This is a genomic window from Streptomyces sp. ISL-43 (assembly GCF_018614195.1).
In the GTDB taxonomy this organism is placed as follows: domain Bacteria; phylum Actinomycetota; class Actinomycetes; order Streptomycetales; family Streptomycetaceae; genus Streptomyces.
Genome location: NZ_JAGGOT010000013.1, coordinates 41,897 through 57,709 on the forward strand (window position 1 = coordinate 41,897; position 15,813 = coordinate 57,709).

Consider the following 15,813-nt stretch of genomic DNA (forward strand, 5'->3'; position numbering starts at 1 on the left):
ACGACGAGGAACGGACTTCATGAACGACCAGCACGACCACGGAGCACTTGGCGATGCCGAGTACGCGGAGTTCATGGAGCTCGCCGCGGAAGAGGGCTTCGACATCGAGGACGTCGAAGGCGCGATCGAGGAAGCCGGCCACGGTCCGCTGCCCGTTCTCGCCGTCGTCGGCCGGCCGAACGTCGGCAAGTCGACCCTGGTGAACCGGATCATCGGCCGCCGCGAGGCGGTCGTCGAGGACAAGCCCGGCGTCACCCGCGACCGCGTCACCTACGAGGCCGAGTGGGCCGGCCGCCGGTTCAAGGTCGTCGACACCGGCGGCTGGGAGCAGGACGTCCTCGGCATCGACGCCTCCGTCGCCGCCCAGGCCGAATACGCCATCGAGACCGCCGACGCGGTCGTCTTCGTCGTGGACGCCAAGGTCGGCGCCACCGACACCGACGAGGCCGTCGTCCGGCTGCTGCGCAAGGCCGGCAAGCCCGTCGTCCTGTGCGCCAACAAGGTCGACGGCCAGAGCGGCGAGTCCGACGCGGCCTCCCTGTGGTCCCTGGGCCTCGGCTACCCGCACCCGGTCTCCTCCCTGCACGGCCGCGGCACCGGCGACATGCTCGACGCCGTCCTGGAGGCCCTCCCGGAGGCGCCCGCGCAGACCTTCGGCACCGCCGTCGGCGGCCCGCGCCGGATCGCGCTCATCGGCCGCCCGAACGTCGGCAAGTCCTCCCTCTTGAACAAGGTCGCCAAGGAGGACCGCGTCGTCGTCAACGAGATGGCCGGCACCACCCGCGACCCGGTCGACGAGCTGATCCAGCTCGGCGGGGTCACCTGGAAGTTCATCGACACCGCGGGCATCCGCAAGAAGGTCCACCTCCAGCAGGGCGCCGACTACTACGCCTCGCTGCGTACGGCCGCCGCCGTGGAGAAGGCGGAGGTCGCGGTCATCCTGATCGACACGACCGAGAACATCTCCGTCCAGGACCAGCGCATCATCACCATGGCCGTCGAGGCGGGCCGCGCGATCGTGATCGCGTACAACAAGTGGGACAACCTCGACGAGGAGCGCCGCTACTACCTCGAGCGCGAGATCGAGACCGAGATGCAGCAGGTCGCCTGGGCGCCCCGGGTGAACGTCTCGGCGCTCACCGGCCGCCACATGGAGAAGCTGGTCCCAGCGATCGAGACCGCGCTCGCGGGCTGGGAGACGCGTGTCCCGACCGGCCGGCTGAACGCCTTCCTCGGCGAGGTCGTCGCGGCCCACCCGCACCCGATCCGCGGCGGCAAGCAGCCCCGCATCCTGTTCGGCACCCAGGCGGGCAGCAAGCCGCCGCGGTTCGTCCTCTTCGCCTCGGGCTTCCTGGAGCACGGCTACCGGCGCTTCATCGAGCGCCGCCTGCGCGAGGAGTTCGGCTTCGAGGGGACCCCGATCCACATCTCGGTGCGGGTGCGCGAGAAGCGCGGCGCGCAGCACAAGCGAAAGATGTAGTGGCGGTACGCCGGGGCTAGTAGCCCCGGCGCGGAGCGGGCGGCAGGGCCGCCGGGACGTGCTGCGTCCCGGTCTGGTGCTGGCGCCCGTTCGCGTATCCGGTGCCGGTCGAGGCGCCCGCGTACGAGTACTGCGGCTGCGGGGTGTAGGAGGGCTGCCAGGCGTCCGCCGGCTGCCACGAGGAACCGTTCCAGCCGGCGGCGTAGGAGGCCCCGGCGCCGACGCCGTAGGTGCCGGAGCCGGTCGGGTACGCGCCGGAGCCGATGGGGTACGTGCCCGTGGCGTACGCGCCGCCGTAGGAGAAGGCCGTGAAGCCGAGGTCCTCCTCGCCCGTGCGGTCGCCCGGCAGGGCCCGGAAGGCGCGCAGGTACTCCGAGTACAGCGTGTCGTAGATCGGGGTGTGTGAGGCGGCCGGAGCGCGGCCCAGCTCCCGTGCGGGGCGCATCGGGGGGACGCTGCTCGGATGGGACGGGGCGCGGGAGACATCGTAGGAATGCACGTATCGCCCAACGAACCCGGCGCCCCACGGATGCGGGGTCGCGGGGCGCAAAACGCAGATCGCCGGGGGTGCGCGGGACGGACCGCGCACCCCCGGCGCACGCCGCCCGGCCCCCTGGACGGGGAGCGGACGGCCGTTCCTGGGGACGGAAGGGTGTCAGGGCTTTCGCGGGCTCTCCGGGGCCCTGGGGCCTTCGGGGGACCGCGGGGGCGTCAGGCGCCCGGGGTGCCCGCCAGCGGCATCGAGGCGGCCACCAGCTTGCCGTTGCGCGCGGCCTTGTCCAGGGCGTCGCGGAGCAGGTCCTCGCGGGGCTGCTGGCCGATGGAGTCGACGGGGGCCGCGTAGACCAGGACGCGCTGCGTCTTGTTGACGGCGGCCCGCCAGCCGTCGGTGACCGACAGCGGCCGGTGCGCCTGCCACCAGGCGACCTGGCCGGGCTGGAGCACGGAGTGCAGCTGGCCGGCGGCGAGCAGGATCGACCAGCCGCTCAGCGGGGACGGGACCTCGTCGGTGTCGGTGACGGGGATGAAGCCCTGCTCGATGAGGAGCGGGAGGAAGTCGTCGCCGGGACCGGTGGTGCCGGGGCGGGCGATGGGCGCGGTGGGCTCCACGACCAGGGCGGGGTGCAGCTCCCCGTTGATGAGGATCAGGCCGCTCGTGATGCCGAGGACCGCCTGGCCGCCGGGCACGGACTGCGGTACGTCGCCGGCCGGGGAGGCCGGGGCGGGGCTGTCGCCGGTGATGGAGCGGACGGCGCCCTGGAGTTCGGCCTCGGGGACGGAGACGACCTGCGAGGGGATGCAGCCGGCGTGGGCGAAGGCGAGGACGGCGGTCTCGTCGCCGACGAACAGCACGGTGCTGGTCTGCTCGCGCTCGGAGTCGCCGGGGGTGCGGCAGGAAGTGCAGTCGTAACTGCCCGGGGACCCGTCTCCGGCGAGCAGCCGCTCGGCCTCCTCGTCGCCGATCTCGGCACGTACCTCATCACTGACTTCGAGCATGCGCGGCACGGGGTGGCTCCTCGGACTAGGCGTGCGGGGCCGGGGGGTTCCGGCTCGCCGGGCTCAACGGGGGAGCGGCGGCCGGGGTCACGCCGTTTGAGGGAACGGAATCGAACCGGACCCCCGAAGGAGTGAACGGTCCGACCGGGTCGTTGTTTTCGTGCCAACTGTTTTTTGGTTGTGCGCAGTTGCTGGTCGGTGCTGGTCGTTTGGCCGGTGAGCCGAGCGGGTGGGCGCGCGCGGCTCGCGGTGTGGCGGGCCGGGGGCCGCTTCGGGGCTGCGTAGCGTGACGCGATGCGCGACTTCGGGGTTCCGGGTGGGGTGGGCGCGGCAGCGCTGCTGCTCGTGCTGGCGGCGGCGGGGCCGGGGGCGGCCGCGGCGGGCGCGCCGCCCCCTCCCAGGCCGGGTGCGGCCGGGCGGGCCGTGGACTGCGGGCCCGGAGGGAAGTGGCCGTGGGACTGCCTGGCCGACTGCGAGAGCGGGGGCCGGTGGGCGGTCGACACGGGCAACGGCTTCTACGGGGGCCTGCAGTTCTGGCAGCCGACGTGGGAGGAGTACGGCGGTCTGCTGTTCGCGCCGAGGGCGGACCTGGCCACGCGGGAGCAGCAGATCAGGGTGGCCGAGGACCTGTTGGGCAGCCAGGGCTGGGAGGCCTGGCCGGTGTGCGCGACGCGGTACGGGCTGGCGGGACGGGCGCACGTGGTGCGGGCCGGGGACACGCTGGTCGGGATCGCGCGCAGGCACCGGGTGAAGGGGGGCTGGCAGGCGCTCTACGCGGCGAACCGGACGGTGATCGGCGCCCGGCCGGAGGCCTTGGAGATCGGCATGTTCCTGACCCTGCCGCCCGCGCTCCCCGCCCCGGCACCGGCACCGGTACCGGTACCGGCCGGCCCTGCCCCGGTCCCGGCCCCGTCCGTTCCGACGCCGGCTCCGTCCGCCCCGGCTCCGGCCATCCCGGTCCCGGCGCCGTCCGCACCGCTCGCGGCGCCGGTCCCGGTCCCGACTCCGTCGCGCTGACCCGGCGCCCGGTCGGCGCCCGGTCGGCGCCCGGTCGGCGCCCGGTCGGGGTGCGGGGAGCCGGTTCGGGGGACCGCCCCGCTACCGGCAGACTGCGGGGATGCTTGAGACCTCCGCGCGGCTGTTGCGCCTGTTGTCGCTGTTGCAGGCCCACCGGGAATGGACCGGGGCCGATCTGGCCGATCGGCTCGGGGTGACGCCCCGCACCGTGCGGCGGGACGTGGACCGGCTGCGGGAGCTCGGCTACCCCGTGAACGCCAGTCCGGGGACCGGGGGCGGCTACCAGCTGGGGGCGGGGGCCGAGCTGCCGCCGCTGCTGCTCGACGACGACGAGGCCGTCGCGGTGGCCGTGGGGCTGCGCACCGCCGCCGGCAACGGCGTCGAGGGGATCGGGGAGGCCTCCGTACGGGCCCTGGCCAAGCTGGAGCAGGTGCTGCCGTCCCGGCTGCGGGGGCGGGTGTCGGCCCTGAACCGGTTCACCGTGCCGCTGCTGAGGGGCCCGGGGTCGACCACGGTCGACCCCGGCGTGCTGACCGAGCTCGCCGTCGTCTGCCGCGACGCCGAGCGGCTGCGCTTCGGGTACCGGGACCACCGGGGCACCGTCACCCGCCGGACCGTCGAGCCGCACCGGCTGGTGTGCACCGAGCGCCGCTGGTACCTCGTGGCGTGGGACCTGGACCGGGGGGACTGGCGGACCTTCCGGGCCGACCGGATCGAGCCCAGGCCACCGCACGGCCCGCGCTTCACCCCTCGCCCGCCGCCCGCCGAGAACCTCGCCGCGTACGTGTCCGAGGGCATCGCGCAGCGCGTGTACGCGGCCCGGGCCGTGGTGCGGCTGCGGGTGCCGGCGGCGGAGGCCGCGCAGATCATCAGGCCGGCCGACGGGGTCCTGGAGCCCCTCGACGAGGAGAGCTGCCTCCTGCGGACGGGGGCGGTGAACCTCGATGTCCTGGTGATTCACATCATGCTGATCGGGTGTGAGTTCGAAGTCGTCGAGCCGGTCGAGCTGACGGACCGGATCAGGGCTGCGCGAGATCTCCTCGGAAGGTCCCTGGAACCTCGCGAAGGGGCCCCGGAAGTGAAGAAGATGTAAGGGAACAGAGGGGGGTCGGGCACCGGGTCCGGCCGGAATTCCGGGGAGTTAGAGGGGAATTCGAAAGAGAATTTACCCCGGGCGTGTCGCGGGCCGGGAAAGGAATGCGCCGCCGAACTCGGAGGCGGAACGACTGTCGACGACTCGTGACACAAGCGTGACCCGGTACGGAGGAATCCCAGGGCGCGCCGCTGACGGCGCGGACCCGCGGCGGCCGAGGGACGACGACGGCGGGCCCCGGTCGTCGACCGGGGCCCGCCGTGGACGCGGAGGGTGTGCGTACCGTCCGGGGTCAGCCGCCGGTGGCCGGGCGGGCAGCCGCGCCGCGCGAGGGGGCGCGCTCGGCGTGGGCCGGGCGGCGGCTGCCGACCGGGGTGGCCGGGGTCCGCTCGGACCGGATCAGGTGCTGACGGGCGGTGAGGTGGATGGCGGGCCGGGCCGCCGGGTGGTGTGCGGCCGGCAGGGACGGCGCCGCGGCCGGGGTGACGGGCTCCTGCGGCTCGGTGGGACCCGCGGAGCCGGCGGCCGGCTCGGCGGCGCGCTGGAGGCGCCACTTGCCGCCCGCGGAGAGCAGCGGGACGAGCAGGCCGGTGAGGGCCTCGGGCACCTGCCCGGCCTCCACGAGGGAGCGCAGCCGGGCGCGCGCCTCGAACACGTAGGCCTCGACCTGGGCGATGAGCGGCTCGCACCACGGCAGGGCCAGCAGCACGAGCAGACCGGCGGACCAGCCGAGCAGGACGTCGCTGACCCAGTGGGTGCCGAGGTACACGGTGGTGGCGCCGACGCTCAGCGAGACCACGGCGGAGACCACGGACAGCACGCGCCGGGTGACCACGGTGGAGGCCAGGTAGGCCAGGATTCCCCAGGTCACGACGGCGTTGGCGGTGTGGCCGGAAGGAAATATATCGCCGCCCGCGAAGAGTTCGGCGGAGCCGATCTGCGTCGCGTAGTGGGGGCCGAGCCGGCCGAGGCCGAGCTTCACGGCGCCGACGGTGATGTTGAGCAGCAGCAGCGCCACGCCGAGGGTGATCAGCGGGCGCAGGGTGTGCTGGCGCCAGGAGCGCCAGCCGAGCCAGGCGGCGACCATGACCGCGGTGGGTCCGCGCTGGCCCAGGACGACGAGGTAGTCGAGGAAGGCGTGCAGCTGCGGCCACTGCTCGTAGGGCCGGAAGAACATGACCTGCCAGTCCAGGCGGACGAGCCAGGAGGTGGTCAGGACCGCGACGACGATCGCGAGGTAGAAGCCGAGGGTCGCTCCGAGGAGCACGACGCGGTGCCGGCTCATCCGCGGTGTTTGCAGATGAGCCGGTCGCTCTGGTTCCCGGTCCAGCCGGGCGAACACCCGCTCCAGTCTGGGCAGGATTTGGTCGGTACGCACTCAATCGACGTTACCGCGCGCCGATGGGCACCCCGGTCGAATCGCGGGCTTTGTGATGACCATGTGATGTGGAGTTGGTCTCATGCGGGACTTAATTCCCGGTATTCGGACTTTGGTTGGAGCCGGTTCGGTCCCTTGGTCCGGTCCATTTCCCCGCATGGTTAGCGGGGATTTATCACCATGGGTCAATTCTTTTGCTCAAAGATGGAGCGGAATGATCCATTCCGTGATCTCGGCCTGCGAAGGCGTCCTGCGGAGGTGTCCTACGGAGGCCCCGAGCCGTTCAGCCAGAAGGCCCCGTACACCGCCGAGGCGACGGCGAGCGCGCCCAGCGCCGCGGCCGCCCGGCCCGTCCGCCACCGGGCGAGCGCCACCGCCGGCGGGATCAGCAGGGGGAAGGCGGGGAGCAGCAGCCGGGGCTTGGAGCCGAAGTACCCCGACGCGCACAGGGCCAGCGCCACCACGATTCCGCAGTACACCAGCAGCGGCACGGGCTGGCGCCGCCGTACGCAGAGCACGTACAGCCACAGCACCAGCGCGACCCCCGCGATCAGCCCGATCCCGGCGGGGAACGCCGGCGAGGCCAGCCGCGCACCGATGAACCGGGCGAAGGCCCGGCCGCCGTCGAAGCCGTTGCCCCAGCCGGCCTGGACGTCCAGGTAGCCGGCCGGGCCGCCGCCGGTGCGGGCGCCGACCCACAGGGCGTAGCCCGCCGCGCCGAGCGGGGCCAGCAGGGCTCCCGCCGCCGCCCGCCAGGAGCGCTCCCCGCGCCGCGCCGCCAGGGCGACGGCCACCCACACCGCCGCCACCACAGCCGCTCCGACCGGGCGGGTCAGCCCCGCCGCGGCCGCGAGCAGGCCCGCGCTCAGCCAGTGCCCGCGCAGGACCCCGTACAGGCTCCAGACGGCGAGCGCGGTGAACAGCGACTCGCTGTACGCCATCGACTGCACGATCGCGACGGGCAGCGCGGCCCAGAGCGCGACGGCGAGCACCGCGGCCCGGCGGCCGTGGAGCAGGTCGGCGACCGCGAAGATCCCCCAGGCCGCGGCGAGGCCGGCGAGCGCCGACACCACCAGGCCCGCCGATCCGTGGCCGAGTCCGGTGACGGCCGAGACGAGCCGCTCCAGCCAGGGCAGCAAGGGGAAGAAGGCCAGGTTGGAATGGACGTCGCCGTTCGGCAGGGCGATCTCGTACCCGTACCCCTCGGCGGCGATGCGGGCGTACCAGAGGGAGTCCCAGCGAGCCGAGAGCAGCGTGTGCGCACTGCTGCCGGCCACCGCCCCCCACACCGCGAGCACGGCCAGCCCGAACAGCCGGACCGCGGCGAAGACGGCCAGGGCGGGCGCGGCCCGACGGAATCCAAGATCTTTCACGGGCATGATTATCGACGGCGAGGCCGGGTCCGAGCGGGCGCGCCCGGCCGGGGACCGCCGGGCGCGAGCGTGCGAGTACGCGCGGGCGCGGACGCGCGTGCGCACCCGCGGGGAGTGATGGGGAGTGATGGGGTTGGCGTGAAACGAGTGGCGCACACCACAGTGCGGCCCGCGCCGGGATGAGAGCTTGACCACGTGTCGGACAGCCGAACTCGCGTACGCTGACCCTCCACTCGCGTGTCGACGCCGGACCCCGTAGGACGCCACCTTCCCCCCTTGTGGCCCGAAGACGCTGTCCGCCGAGTGCGAGGGACCACCTGGGAGGTACATGCATGTCGGGTACGAACGCGACCGGCGACAGGAACCCTTCCCCCTGGCAGCGACTGCGGCGACTCGGCGCGGCCTCCGGCGGGGCCAACCGCTGGGCCGTCCTGGCGGTCCTGTGCGTCAGCCTGGTGCTCGTCGCGCTCGACGCGACGATCCTGCACGTCGCCGTTCCCTCCGTCACCGAAGACCTGCGGCCCGGCTCGATGGAGCTGCTGTGGATCGTCGACGCCTACCCGCTCGTGTGCGCCGCCCTCCTGATCCTCTTCGGCACCCTCGGTGACCGCGTCGGCCGGCGCCGCGTCCTGCTCCTCGGCTACGGGCTCTTCGGCGCGGCCTCGGCCGTCGCCGCCCTCGCCGACAGCGCCCAGGTCCTCATCGCCGCCCGGGCCCTGCTCGGCGTCGGCGGCGCGATGATCATGCCGGCCACCCTGTCGATCCTGCGCCAGGTCTTCCCCGACCGGCGCGAGCGGGCGCTCGCCATCGGCATCTGGACCGCCGTCGCCGCCATCGGCGCGGCCGGCGGACCGGTCCTCGGCGGCTTCCTGGTCCAGCACTTCTGGTGGGGCTCCGTCTTCCTCATCAACATCCCGCTGATGATCCTGATCCTGCCGCTGGGCCGCTGGATCCTGCCCGAGTCCAAGGGATCCTCCGACGGGCCGTGGGACGTGCTCGGCGCGCTCATGGCCGCCGGCGGAGTGCTCGGCGCGGTCCTCGGCGTCAAGCGGATCGGCGTGGAGCGCCAGCTCGCCGATCCCGGTGCGCTGGTCCCGCTGCTGGTCGGAGTGGCGCTGCTGGTGCTCTTCGTACGCCGGCAGAAGCGGCGCGCGCACCCGCTGATCGACATGCGGATGTTCTCCCGGCCGGCCTTCACCACCTCGGTGGGCTGCATCGTCCTGGCCATGCTGGCGCTGGTCGGGCTGGAGCTGATCGCCGTCCAGTACCTGCAGCTGGTGCTGAACCTGAGCCCGCTGGAGACCGGACTGCGGCTGCTGCCGCTCACCTTCGCCGCGATGGCTGCGGGCGCGACCGGCTCGTACACGCTGGCCCGGACCGGGCCGCGCCGGATGGTCTCGCTGGGCTTCGTGCTCACCGCGCTCGCCGTGCTGCTGCTGACCCTCATGGGCCAGCACGACCGGCCGGTACTGCTGACGGTGGGCTTCATCCTGCTCGGCTTCGGGCTGCAGACCACGCTGTTCGCGGCCTACGAGTCGATGCTGAGCGAGGCGCCGGCGGCCACGGCGGGCGGCGCGGCCTCGATAGGCGAGACCTCGTACCAGCTGGGCGCGGGCATGGGCATCGCGCTGCTGGGCAGCGTGATGAACGCGGCCTACGCGCCCGGTCTGGCCCGGGTGCCGGGAGTGAGCGCCGCCGAATCGGCGGGCGCCGCGCACTCGCTGGGCGAGGCGTACCAGATCGCGGCGCGCCTCGGCGGGCCCGCCGGGGACTCGCTGTACTCGGCGGCCCGGCACTCCTTCGTGCACGGGCTGCACGTGACGCTGCTGGTGAGCGCGGTGCTGCTGTTCGCGGGGGCGGCGATGGCACTGAGGCTGCCGCGGGCGATGGAGTGCGCGGAGCCCGAGACCGGGCCCGAGGCCGGGCCGGTACGCGTGCCCGCGCGGCCGGGGGCCGAGGCGCCGGCCGCGGCGCCGGGCGGGGGCGCGCGGATTCCCGCCCAGTCCTCGGCCGAAGCCGACCGCGATCCGGCGGTCGGCCACCCGGCCTGACACCGCCGGGGATACCGCCGAAGACACCGGCGCGGGCGCCGGCCGGTGGCCGCCGGGGCCGCCGCCGGCCGGGCGGCCGCCGAAGCCGGGGGTGGACCCGGGGCCGGGGCACCGACAAACTTGCAGCGCTAGGTTTCACCGTCCGGCCTGCCAGGAGGCGCTTCGTGTCCTTCGTTCCCACCGATCCGCTCGGGCTCGACGAGCTCCTCACGCCCGAGGACCTCGCCATCCGCGACACCGTCCGCGGCTGGGCCGCCGACCGGGTGCTGCCCCACATCGCCGAGTGGTACGAGAACGGCGAGCTGCCCGGAATCCGGGAGCTCGCCAAAGAGCTCGGAGCGCTCGGAGCCCTCGGGATGTCGCTCCAGGGATACGGCTGCGCCGGAGCGAGCGCCGTCCAGTACGGGCTCGCCTGCCTGGAGCTGGAGGCCGCCGACTCGGGGATCCGCTCGCTGGTCTCCGTACAGGGGTCGCTCGCGATGTACGCGATCTGGAAGTACGGCTCCGAGGAGCAGAAGCAGCGCTGGCTGCCCGGCATGGCCGCCGGCGAGCTCATCGGCTGCTTCGGGCTGACCGAGCCGGACGTCGGCTCCGACCCGGGCGCGATGCGTACGTACGCGAAGCGCGAGGGCGGCGACTGGGTGCTCAACGGGCGCAAGATGTGGATCACCAACGGAAGCGTCGCGTCGGTGGCCGTGGTCTGGGCGCAGACCGACGAGGGGATCCGCGGGTTCGCCGTGCCCACGGACACCGCCGGCTTCTCCGCGCCCGAGATCAAGCACAAGTGGTCCCTGCGCGCCTCGGTGACCAGCGAGCTGGTCATGGACGACGTACGGCTGCCCGCCGACGCGGTGCTCCCGGGAGTGAGGGGCCTCAAGGGGCCGCTCGGCTGTCTCAGCCACGCGCGGTACGGGATCGTGTGGGGCTCCATGGGAGCGGCCCGTGCCAGCTTCGAGGCGGCTCTGGACTACTCGAAGACGCGCGAGCAGTTCGGCCGGCCGATCGGCGGGTTCCAGCTCACCCAGGCCAAGCTCGCCGACATGGCGCTGGAACTCCACAAGGGGATCCTGCTCGCCCACCACCTCGGCCGGCGCATGGACGCGGGCACCCTGCGCCCGGAGCAGATCAGTTTCGGCAAGCTCAACAACGTCCGCGAAGCCATCGAGATCTGTCGCACCGCGCGGACGATCCTCGGTGCCAACGGGATCTCGCTCGAGTACCCCGTCATGCGGCACGCCACCAACCTCGAATCGGTCCTCACCTACGAGGGCACCGTCGAGATGCACCAGCTGGTGCTGGGCAAGGCGCTCACCGGGCTCGACGCCTTCCGTTAGGCCAGGGAGGACCGGGAGAACCGGAGGCGGCCGGTGAGGGCCTCGCTCAGCTCTGGTTGAAGAAGTCGCGCGAGCGGCCGCCGGACTCGCCGCTCACGATCTGGGTGTCGGCCGGGGTCAGCAGGAAGACCCTGGTCGCCACCCGCTCGATCGAACCGCGCAGGCCGAAGGTCAGACCGGCCGCGAAGTCGACCACGCGCTTCGCGTCGCCCGGGTCCATCGACGACAGGTTCACGATGACCGGGACACCGTCGCGGAACAGCTCGCCGATGCCGCGCGCGTCACGGAAACCGTCCGGCGTGACCGTCGCGATGCGGCGGCCCTGCTCGACGGCGGACTCCGACGCCACCTTGACGCGCGGGTCGGTGACCCACTGCTCGCCGGGGCCGACCACCGAACCCCCCTGCGGGGCCTCCGCGTAGTCGTCGTCGTAGTAACGCTCGTCGTCGCTGTCCTCTACGAGACCCAGCCAGGCACTCGCCTTGCGCACCGAACCCATGGACGCCTCCTTTCATCGCGGTCAGTCTGTCTTCTCTTCCGCGTCCCTATCGTCGTCCATGATGCTGACAACGCGCCAAGTGGATAGTCGCCGCGCAGGGGTTTCGTGACGGTACTGGTGCAGAACATCCGTTGCACGGTCAAGGATCCTGGCGGCTACCGCTGCTGACTGAGTGAAAATACGACCAGTGCCGCCGTACGGGTGACCGAGGGGGACGTACGGGTGAAGGGCAGTGCTCGCTACGATGCCCGTCGAGCACGCGTATGACACACGGGGGATCACCATGTTCGGCATCGTCAGGCCCTGCACGCACCGGCTGGGGGAGCGGTTCAAGACGGAGTGGATGGCCCATCTGTGCGGGCTGTGCCTGGCACTTCGGGGGGACCACGGCCAGTTCGCGAGGATCGTCACCAACTACGACGGGCTGCTCGTCTCGGTCCTGACGGAGGCTCAGTCCGGACCCGCCGCGAGCGGCCGCCGCACCGCCGGCCCCTGTCCGCTGCGCGGGATGCGCACGGCGACGGTGGCCGAGGGCGAGGGAGCCAGGCTCGCCGCCGCCGTCTCGCTCGTATTGGCCTCCGCGAAGGTACGGGACCACGTGGCCGACCGGGACGGGCTGTTGGCCCGCGCTCCGATCGCCCTCGCCGCGCGCCGGGTGGCCCGGGGCTGGGACCGGGCCGGCGCCCGCACCGGGGCCTCGCTCGGCTTCGACACGGCCGTGCTCGTCGACGCCGTGGACCGGCAGGCGGGCATCGAGACCCTGGCCGGCCCCGGCACGCCGGTGCTCGTCGTGACCGAGCCGACCGAGACCGCGACGGCCGCCGCCTTCGCCCATACCGCGACCCTCGCCGCAAGGCCAGGCAACGCCCCCGCGCTCGCCGAGGCGGGCCGCTACTTCGGCCGGCTCGCGCACCTGCTGGACGCCGTGGAGGACCAGGCCCGCGACGCGGCGGCGGGCGCCTGGAACCCGCTGACCGCCACCGGGACCTCCCGCGCCGAGGCGCGCAGGCTCTGCGACGACGCGCTCCACGGCATCCGGCTGGCACTGCGCGAGGCGGAGTTCACGGACGCCGGCCTGGCCCACCGGCTGCTGGTGCACGAGCTGCGCACCTCGGTGGACCGGGCCTTCGGGACCGCGAGCTGCGCCCACACCGTGACGGACTCCGCCGGCCAGGGCGGCTTCGGCCCGCCCCCGATCGGCTTCGGCCCGCCGCCGCCCCCGCAGAAGCCGCGCCGCGACCTGCTGTCGGGCTGCGCGGTGGCCCTCGGGCTGTTCTGCACCTGCCAGCTCTGCTGCACGGACCACGAGGGCCCGTGGTCCCGTGAGAAGAAGGACGCGTGGTGCGACAACTGCGACTGTGGGGGCTGTGACTGCGGAGGCTGCGACTGCGGGTGCGGCGACTGCTGCTGCTGTCCCTGCGACGGCTGCTGAGGGACCTTCAGCTCCGCCGCGGCTCCACCGCGGCTCCACCGCGGCTCCACCGCGGCTCCACCGCGGCGCTCCGCCCCGCCGCCGATCCGCGCAGGTCCGGACGGCGTACCGGGCGGTTTCCGGCGGGGCGGGCGTGGAAGGGTTGAGCGGCATGAGCGCTGACGCAGACGACCCGGCCACCGCCTGGAAGCGGTGGCACGAGCACCGGGTTGCCACGGTGTCCGCCCCCTACGGTCCCCTCGCACTGACCGGGACCCACTGGCTCGCCGACTACCCGGAAGGTCGAATTCCGGCCGTTCCGGGCCGCTGGCTCGCCACGGGCGGCGGGGTGGCCCTGACCGCGGCCCGGGACGAGGGGATCAGCCTGGACGGCGAGCCCTTCGCCGGTGACGCCGTACTCGCCGCCGAGGAGGCCCCGCCCTCGCACTCCCGGATCGCCGCAGGGGACGTACGGCTCGTCGTGCTCCGGCGCGAAGGGGACTGGGCGGTACGCGTCTTCGACCCCGCCGCCCCGGGCCGCGCGGCCTTCACGGGGATTGAGGCCACCCCGTACGACCCGGCGTACGCCGTGCCCGGGCGCTTCCGCTCCTACGGCGAGGAGCGGACCGTCCAGGTGCAGAACGCCGACGGGCGCTCGCGCGGGCTCGGCCTCGGCGGCGAGCTGAGCTTCGCGTTCGAGGGCGCCCGCCACGCCCTCCGGGTCGCCGTGGACGAGGAGGACGGCAGCCTCTGGGCCGTCATCGGCGATGCCACCGGGGGCCGTTCCAGCTACCGCTTCCGTTTCCTGAAGCCCGGAACCCCGGCGGCCGACGGCTCGATCACCGTGGACCTCAACCGGGTCCAGCTGCCGCCCTGTGCCTTCGCGGACCACTTCGTCTGCCCGTTCCCGCCGCCCGGGAACACCCTGCCCTTCGCGCTCGCGGCGGGCGAGAGGCGGCTGAAAGGCGCCCTTGCTGCCGTCACCTGACGCCAGCACACTCCCGACAGCGTCTCTCGGGGCTTGTCAGGGGCACGTCGAACGGCATTGCGTTCGTCGTGCCCCCGGCCGCCCTCCACGGGCTCCGGCACCCCACTCCGGCCGGGCCCCCGATCCCCTCGGAGGACGATAAGTGAGGATCACCCGCATCATCCGTTCCAGGCTCTTCGCCGTGGCCACCGGCATGGCCGCCGTGGCCACGCTCGCGGCCCCCGTCACCGCGCACGCCGACGGCGGTTTCAGCGCCGACCGGCTCGCCTCCGTCGGCGCCTCGGTGCTGCGCGCCGACGTCGCCGGCACCGCCTGGCACACCGACCCCGCCACCGGGACCCTCGTGGTCACCGCCGACTCCACCGTCTCGGCCTCGGCCATCGCCAGAATCCGCCGCGAGGCCGGAGCGGACGCGGCCGCGCTGCGCATCGAGCGGACCCCCGGCAAGCTGACCAAGCTGCTCTCCGGCGGAGATGCCATCTACGCGTCCAGCTGGCGCTGTTCGCTCGGCTTCAACGTGCGCAGCGGCAGCACGTACTACATCCTCACCGCCGGTCACTGCACCGACGGCGCGGGCACCTGGTGGAGCAACTCCTCGCACACCACCGTCATCGGGTCCACGGTCGGCTCCAGCTTCCCGACCAACGACTACGGCCTGATCAAGTACGCGAGCAACTCCCCGGTGCCGCCCGGCACCGTCGGGAGCCAGGACATCACCAGCGCCATCAACGCCACCGTGGGCCTGTCCGTGAAGCGGCGGGGCTCCACCACCGGCACCCACAGCGGCTCGGTGACCGGTCTCAACGCCACCGTCAACTACGGCGGCGGCGACATCGTCTACGGGATGATCAGGACCAACGTCTGCGCCGAGCCCGGCGACAGCGGCGGTCCGCTCTACTCCGGCACCCGCGCGGTCGGCCTCACCTCGGGAGGCAGCGGCAACTGCTCCTCGGGCGGCACCACGTTCTTCCAGCCGGTCGTCGAAGCGCTCAACGCGTACGGGGTCAGCGTCTACTAGATCCACGCGCCCCCGCCGCACCCCTGGACGTCCTCCCGCCTTCTGGGAGGATGTCCAGGGCGTACGTGCCTACGGGGGAGGCAGGTTTCCACATGAAGCGAATCGGCGTGACGGGACACCGCTCGATTCCGGACGAGGTGCTCGACCACGTCGAGGAGGGCCTGCGGGCCGTGCTGAGGGGCCACGAGGGGCCCCTGGAGGCACTCTCCAGCCTCGCCGACGGAGCCGACCAGCTGTTCGCCTCCATCGCGCTGGAATGCGGCGCGGACCTCACCGTGGTCATCCCCAGCGGGGACTACGAGGAGGGCTTCGAGGGCGCCGAGGCCCTGGACCGCTACCGCGGGCTCAAGCGCCGGGCCACCCAGGAGGTCCGGATGGACTTCGCCCGCTCCACCGACGAGGCCTACTACGCGGCCGGCACCTACATCGCCGACTCCTGCGACCGCCTCGTGGCCGTCTGGGACGGCCTGCCGGCGCGCGGACACGGCGGCACCGCCGAGATCGTCGCCTACGCCCGCGCTCTCGGGAAGCCGGTCACCGTGATCTGGCGCGAGGGTGTGGCCCGGGACTGAGCACGACCCGGGACCGGGCGCACGACCCGGGACCGGGCGCACGACCCGGGACCGGGCGCGCGGCCCGGCACCCGGGCCGCGCCCCGCGCGGCCCGGCAAGAG

Annotated in this window: 14 protein-coding genes; 9 read left to right on the top strand and 5 right to left on the bottom strand. The window is 73.4% G+C overall.

All coding sequences use genetic code 11. From position 1 onward, the window contains the following. The first annotated feature begins 19 nt into the window (after positions 1-19). A complete protein-coding gene (gene der, locus J7F03_RS08190; RefSeq protein WP_214947987.1) occupies positions 20-1,480 on the top strand; it encodes a ribosome biogenesis GTPase Der in 1,461 nt (486 codons plus the stop codon). Between the two features lie 16 nt (positions 1,481-1,496). Here the strand turns inward: der and J7F03_RS08195 are convergent, their stop codons facing one another. Continuing rightward, positions 1,497-1,979, bottom strand: a complete 483-nt coding sequence (locus J7F03_RS08195; protein ID WP_214947988.1) for a hypothetical protein — start codon at positions 1,977-1,979, stop codon at positions 1,497-1,499. 212 nt (positions 1,980-2,191) lie between these two features. Then, a complete protein-coding gene (locus tag J7F03_RS08200; RefSeq protein ID WP_214947989.1) occupies positions 2,192-2,986 on the bottom strand; it encodes a hypothetical protein in 795 nt (264 codons plus the stop codon). 285 nt (positions 2,987-3,271) lie between these two features. Here J7F03_RS08200 and J7F03_RS41965 point away from each other — a divergent pair, with 285 nt between their 5' ends. Together J7F03_RS41965 and J7F03_RS08210 are read left to right on the top strand one after the other, a co-directional pair. Beyond that, positions 3,272-3,994: a transglycosylase family protein gene (locus J7F03_RS41965; protein ID WP_214947990.1), complete on the top strand. Its 723-nt coding sequence runs from the start codon at positions 3,272-3,274 to the stop codon at positions 3,992-3,994. A gap of 100 nt (positions 3,995-4,094) precedes the next feature. Further along, positions 4,095-5,087, top strand: coding sequence for a YafY family protein (locus tag J7F03_RS08210; RefSeq protein WP_214947991.1), 993 nt, complete (start codon positions 4,095-4,097; stop codon positions 5,085-5,087). 292 nt (positions 5,088-5,379) lie between these two features. Here the strand turns inward: J7F03_RS08210 and J7F03_RS08215 are convergent, their stop codons facing one another. Both J7F03_RS08215 and J7F03_RS08220 read right to left on the bottom strand, forming a co-directional pair. Continuing rightward, positions 5,380-6,465, bottom strand: a complete 1,086-nt coding sequence (locus J7F03_RS08215) for a phosphatase PAP2 family protein (RefSeq protein WP_214947992.1) — start codon at positions 6,463-6,465, stop codon at positions 5,380-5,382. Between the two features lie 263 nt (positions 6,466-6,728). Continuing rightward, entirely contained in the window at positions 6,729-7,844 is a 1,116-nt protein-coding gene (locus tag J7F03_RS08220) for a glycosyltransferase family 39 protein (RefSeq protein ID WP_214947993.1), read from the bottom strand. Between the two features lie 326 nt (positions 7,845-8,170). Between J7F03_RS08220 and J7F03_RS08225 the strand changes: the two genes are divergently transcribed. Together J7F03_RS08225 and J7F03_RS08230 are read left to right on the top strand one after the other, a co-directional pair. After that, positions 8,171-9,889: an MFS transporter gene (locus J7F03_RS08225; RefSeq protein WP_214947994.1), complete on the top strand. Its 1,719-nt coding sequence runs from the start codon at positions 8,171-8,173 to the stop codon at positions 9,887-9,889. A 164-nt stretch (positions 9,890-10,053) separates the two neighbouring features. After that, on the top strand, positions 10,054-11,223 hold the full coding sequence (locus J7F03_RS08230; protein ID WP_214947995.1) for an acyl-CoA dehydrogenase family protein: 1,170 nt from the start codon (positions 10,054-10,056) through the stop codon (positions 11,221-11,223). 46 nt (positions 11,224-11,269) lie between these two features. Here J7F03_RS08230 and J7F03_RS08235 read toward each other — a convergent pair whose 3' ends face one another. Beyond that, the gene (locus J7F03_RS08235) at positions 11,270-11,722 is read right to left on the bottom strand and encodes a cell division protein SepF (RefSeq protein ID WP_214947996.1); all 453 of its coding nucleotides are present in this window, start codon (positions 11,720-11,722) and stop codon (positions 11,270-11,272) included. Positions 11,723-12,005: 283 nt separating this feature from the next. On the opposite strand from J7F03_RS08235, the gene J7F03_RS08240 reads away from it, so the two are divergent. From J7F03_RS08240 to J7F03_RS08255, 4 genes are all read left to right on the top strand, one after another. Further along, positions 12,006-13,154 carry a DUF5685 family protein gene (locus tag J7F03_RS08240; protein WP_214947997.1) on the top strand — a complete coding sequence of 383 codons (1,149 nt, stop codon included), beginning with the start codon at positions 12,006-12,008 and terminating at the stop codon, positions 13,152-13,154. Positions 13,155-13,305: 151 nt separating this feature from the next. Then, the gene (locus tag J7F03_RS08245) at positions 13,306-14,121 is read left to right on the top strand and encodes a DUF1684 domain-containing protein (protein ID WP_214947998.1); all 816 of its coding nucleotides are present in this window, start codon (positions 13,306-13,308) and stop codon (positions 14,119-14,121) included. A 193-nt stretch (positions 14,122-14,314) separates the two neighbouring features. After that, positions 14,315-15,139 carry a S1 family peptidase gene (locus J7F03_RS08250; protein WP_214948317.1) on the top strand — a complete coding sequence of 275 codons (825 nt, stop codon included), beginning with the start codon at positions 14,315-14,317 and terminating at the stop codon, positions 15,137-15,139. Between the two features lie 92 nt (positions 15,140-15,231). After that, entirely contained in the window at positions 15,232-15,711 is a 480-nt protein-coding gene (locus tag J7F03_RS08255) for a hypothetical protein (protein WP_214947999.1), read from the top strand. The last annotated feature ends 102 nt before the right edge of the window (positions 15,712-15,813 follow it).

Coding starts and splice junctions, on each gene's coding strand:
- J7F03_RS08240 (WP_214947997.1), top strand. CDS start 12,006: ATGTTCGGCATCGTCAGGCCCTGCACGCACCGGCTGGGGGAGCGGTTC.
- der (WP_214947987.1), top strand. CDS start 20: ATGAACGACCAGCACGACCACGGAGCACTTGGCGATGCCGAGTACGCG.
- J7F03_RS08250 (WP_214948317.1), top strand. CDS start 14,315: ATGGCCGCCGTGGCCACGCTCGCGGCCCCCGTCACCGCGCACGCCGAC.
- J7F03_RS08245 (WP_214947998.1), top strand. CDS start 13,306: ATGAGCGCTGACGCAGACGACCCGGCCACCGCCTGGAAGCGGTGGCAC.
- J7F03_RS41965 (WP_214947990.1), top strand. CDS start 3,272: ATGCGCGACTTCGGGGTTCCGGGTGGGGTGGGCGCGGCAGCGCTGCTG.
- J7F03_RS08225 (WP_214947994.1), top strand. CDS start 8,171: ATGTCGGGTACGAACGCGACCGGCGACAGGAACCCTTCCCCCTGGCAG.
- J7F03_RS08210 (WP_214947991.1), top strand. CDS start 4,095: ATGCTTGAGACCTCCGCGCGGCTGTTGCGCCTGTTGTCGCTGTTGCAG.
- J7F03_RS08235 (WP_214947996.1), bottom strand. CDS start 11,722: ATGGGTTCGGTGCGCAAGGCGAGTGCCTGGCTGGGTCTCGTAGAGGAC.
- J7F03_RS08255 (WP_214947999.1), top strand. CDS start 15,232: ATGAAGCGAATCGGCGTGACGGGACACCGCTCGATTCCGGACGAGGTG.
- J7F03_RS08220 (WP_214947993.1), bottom strand. CDS start 7,844: ATGCCCGTGAAAGATCTTGGATTCCGTCGGGCCGCGCCCGCCCTGGCC.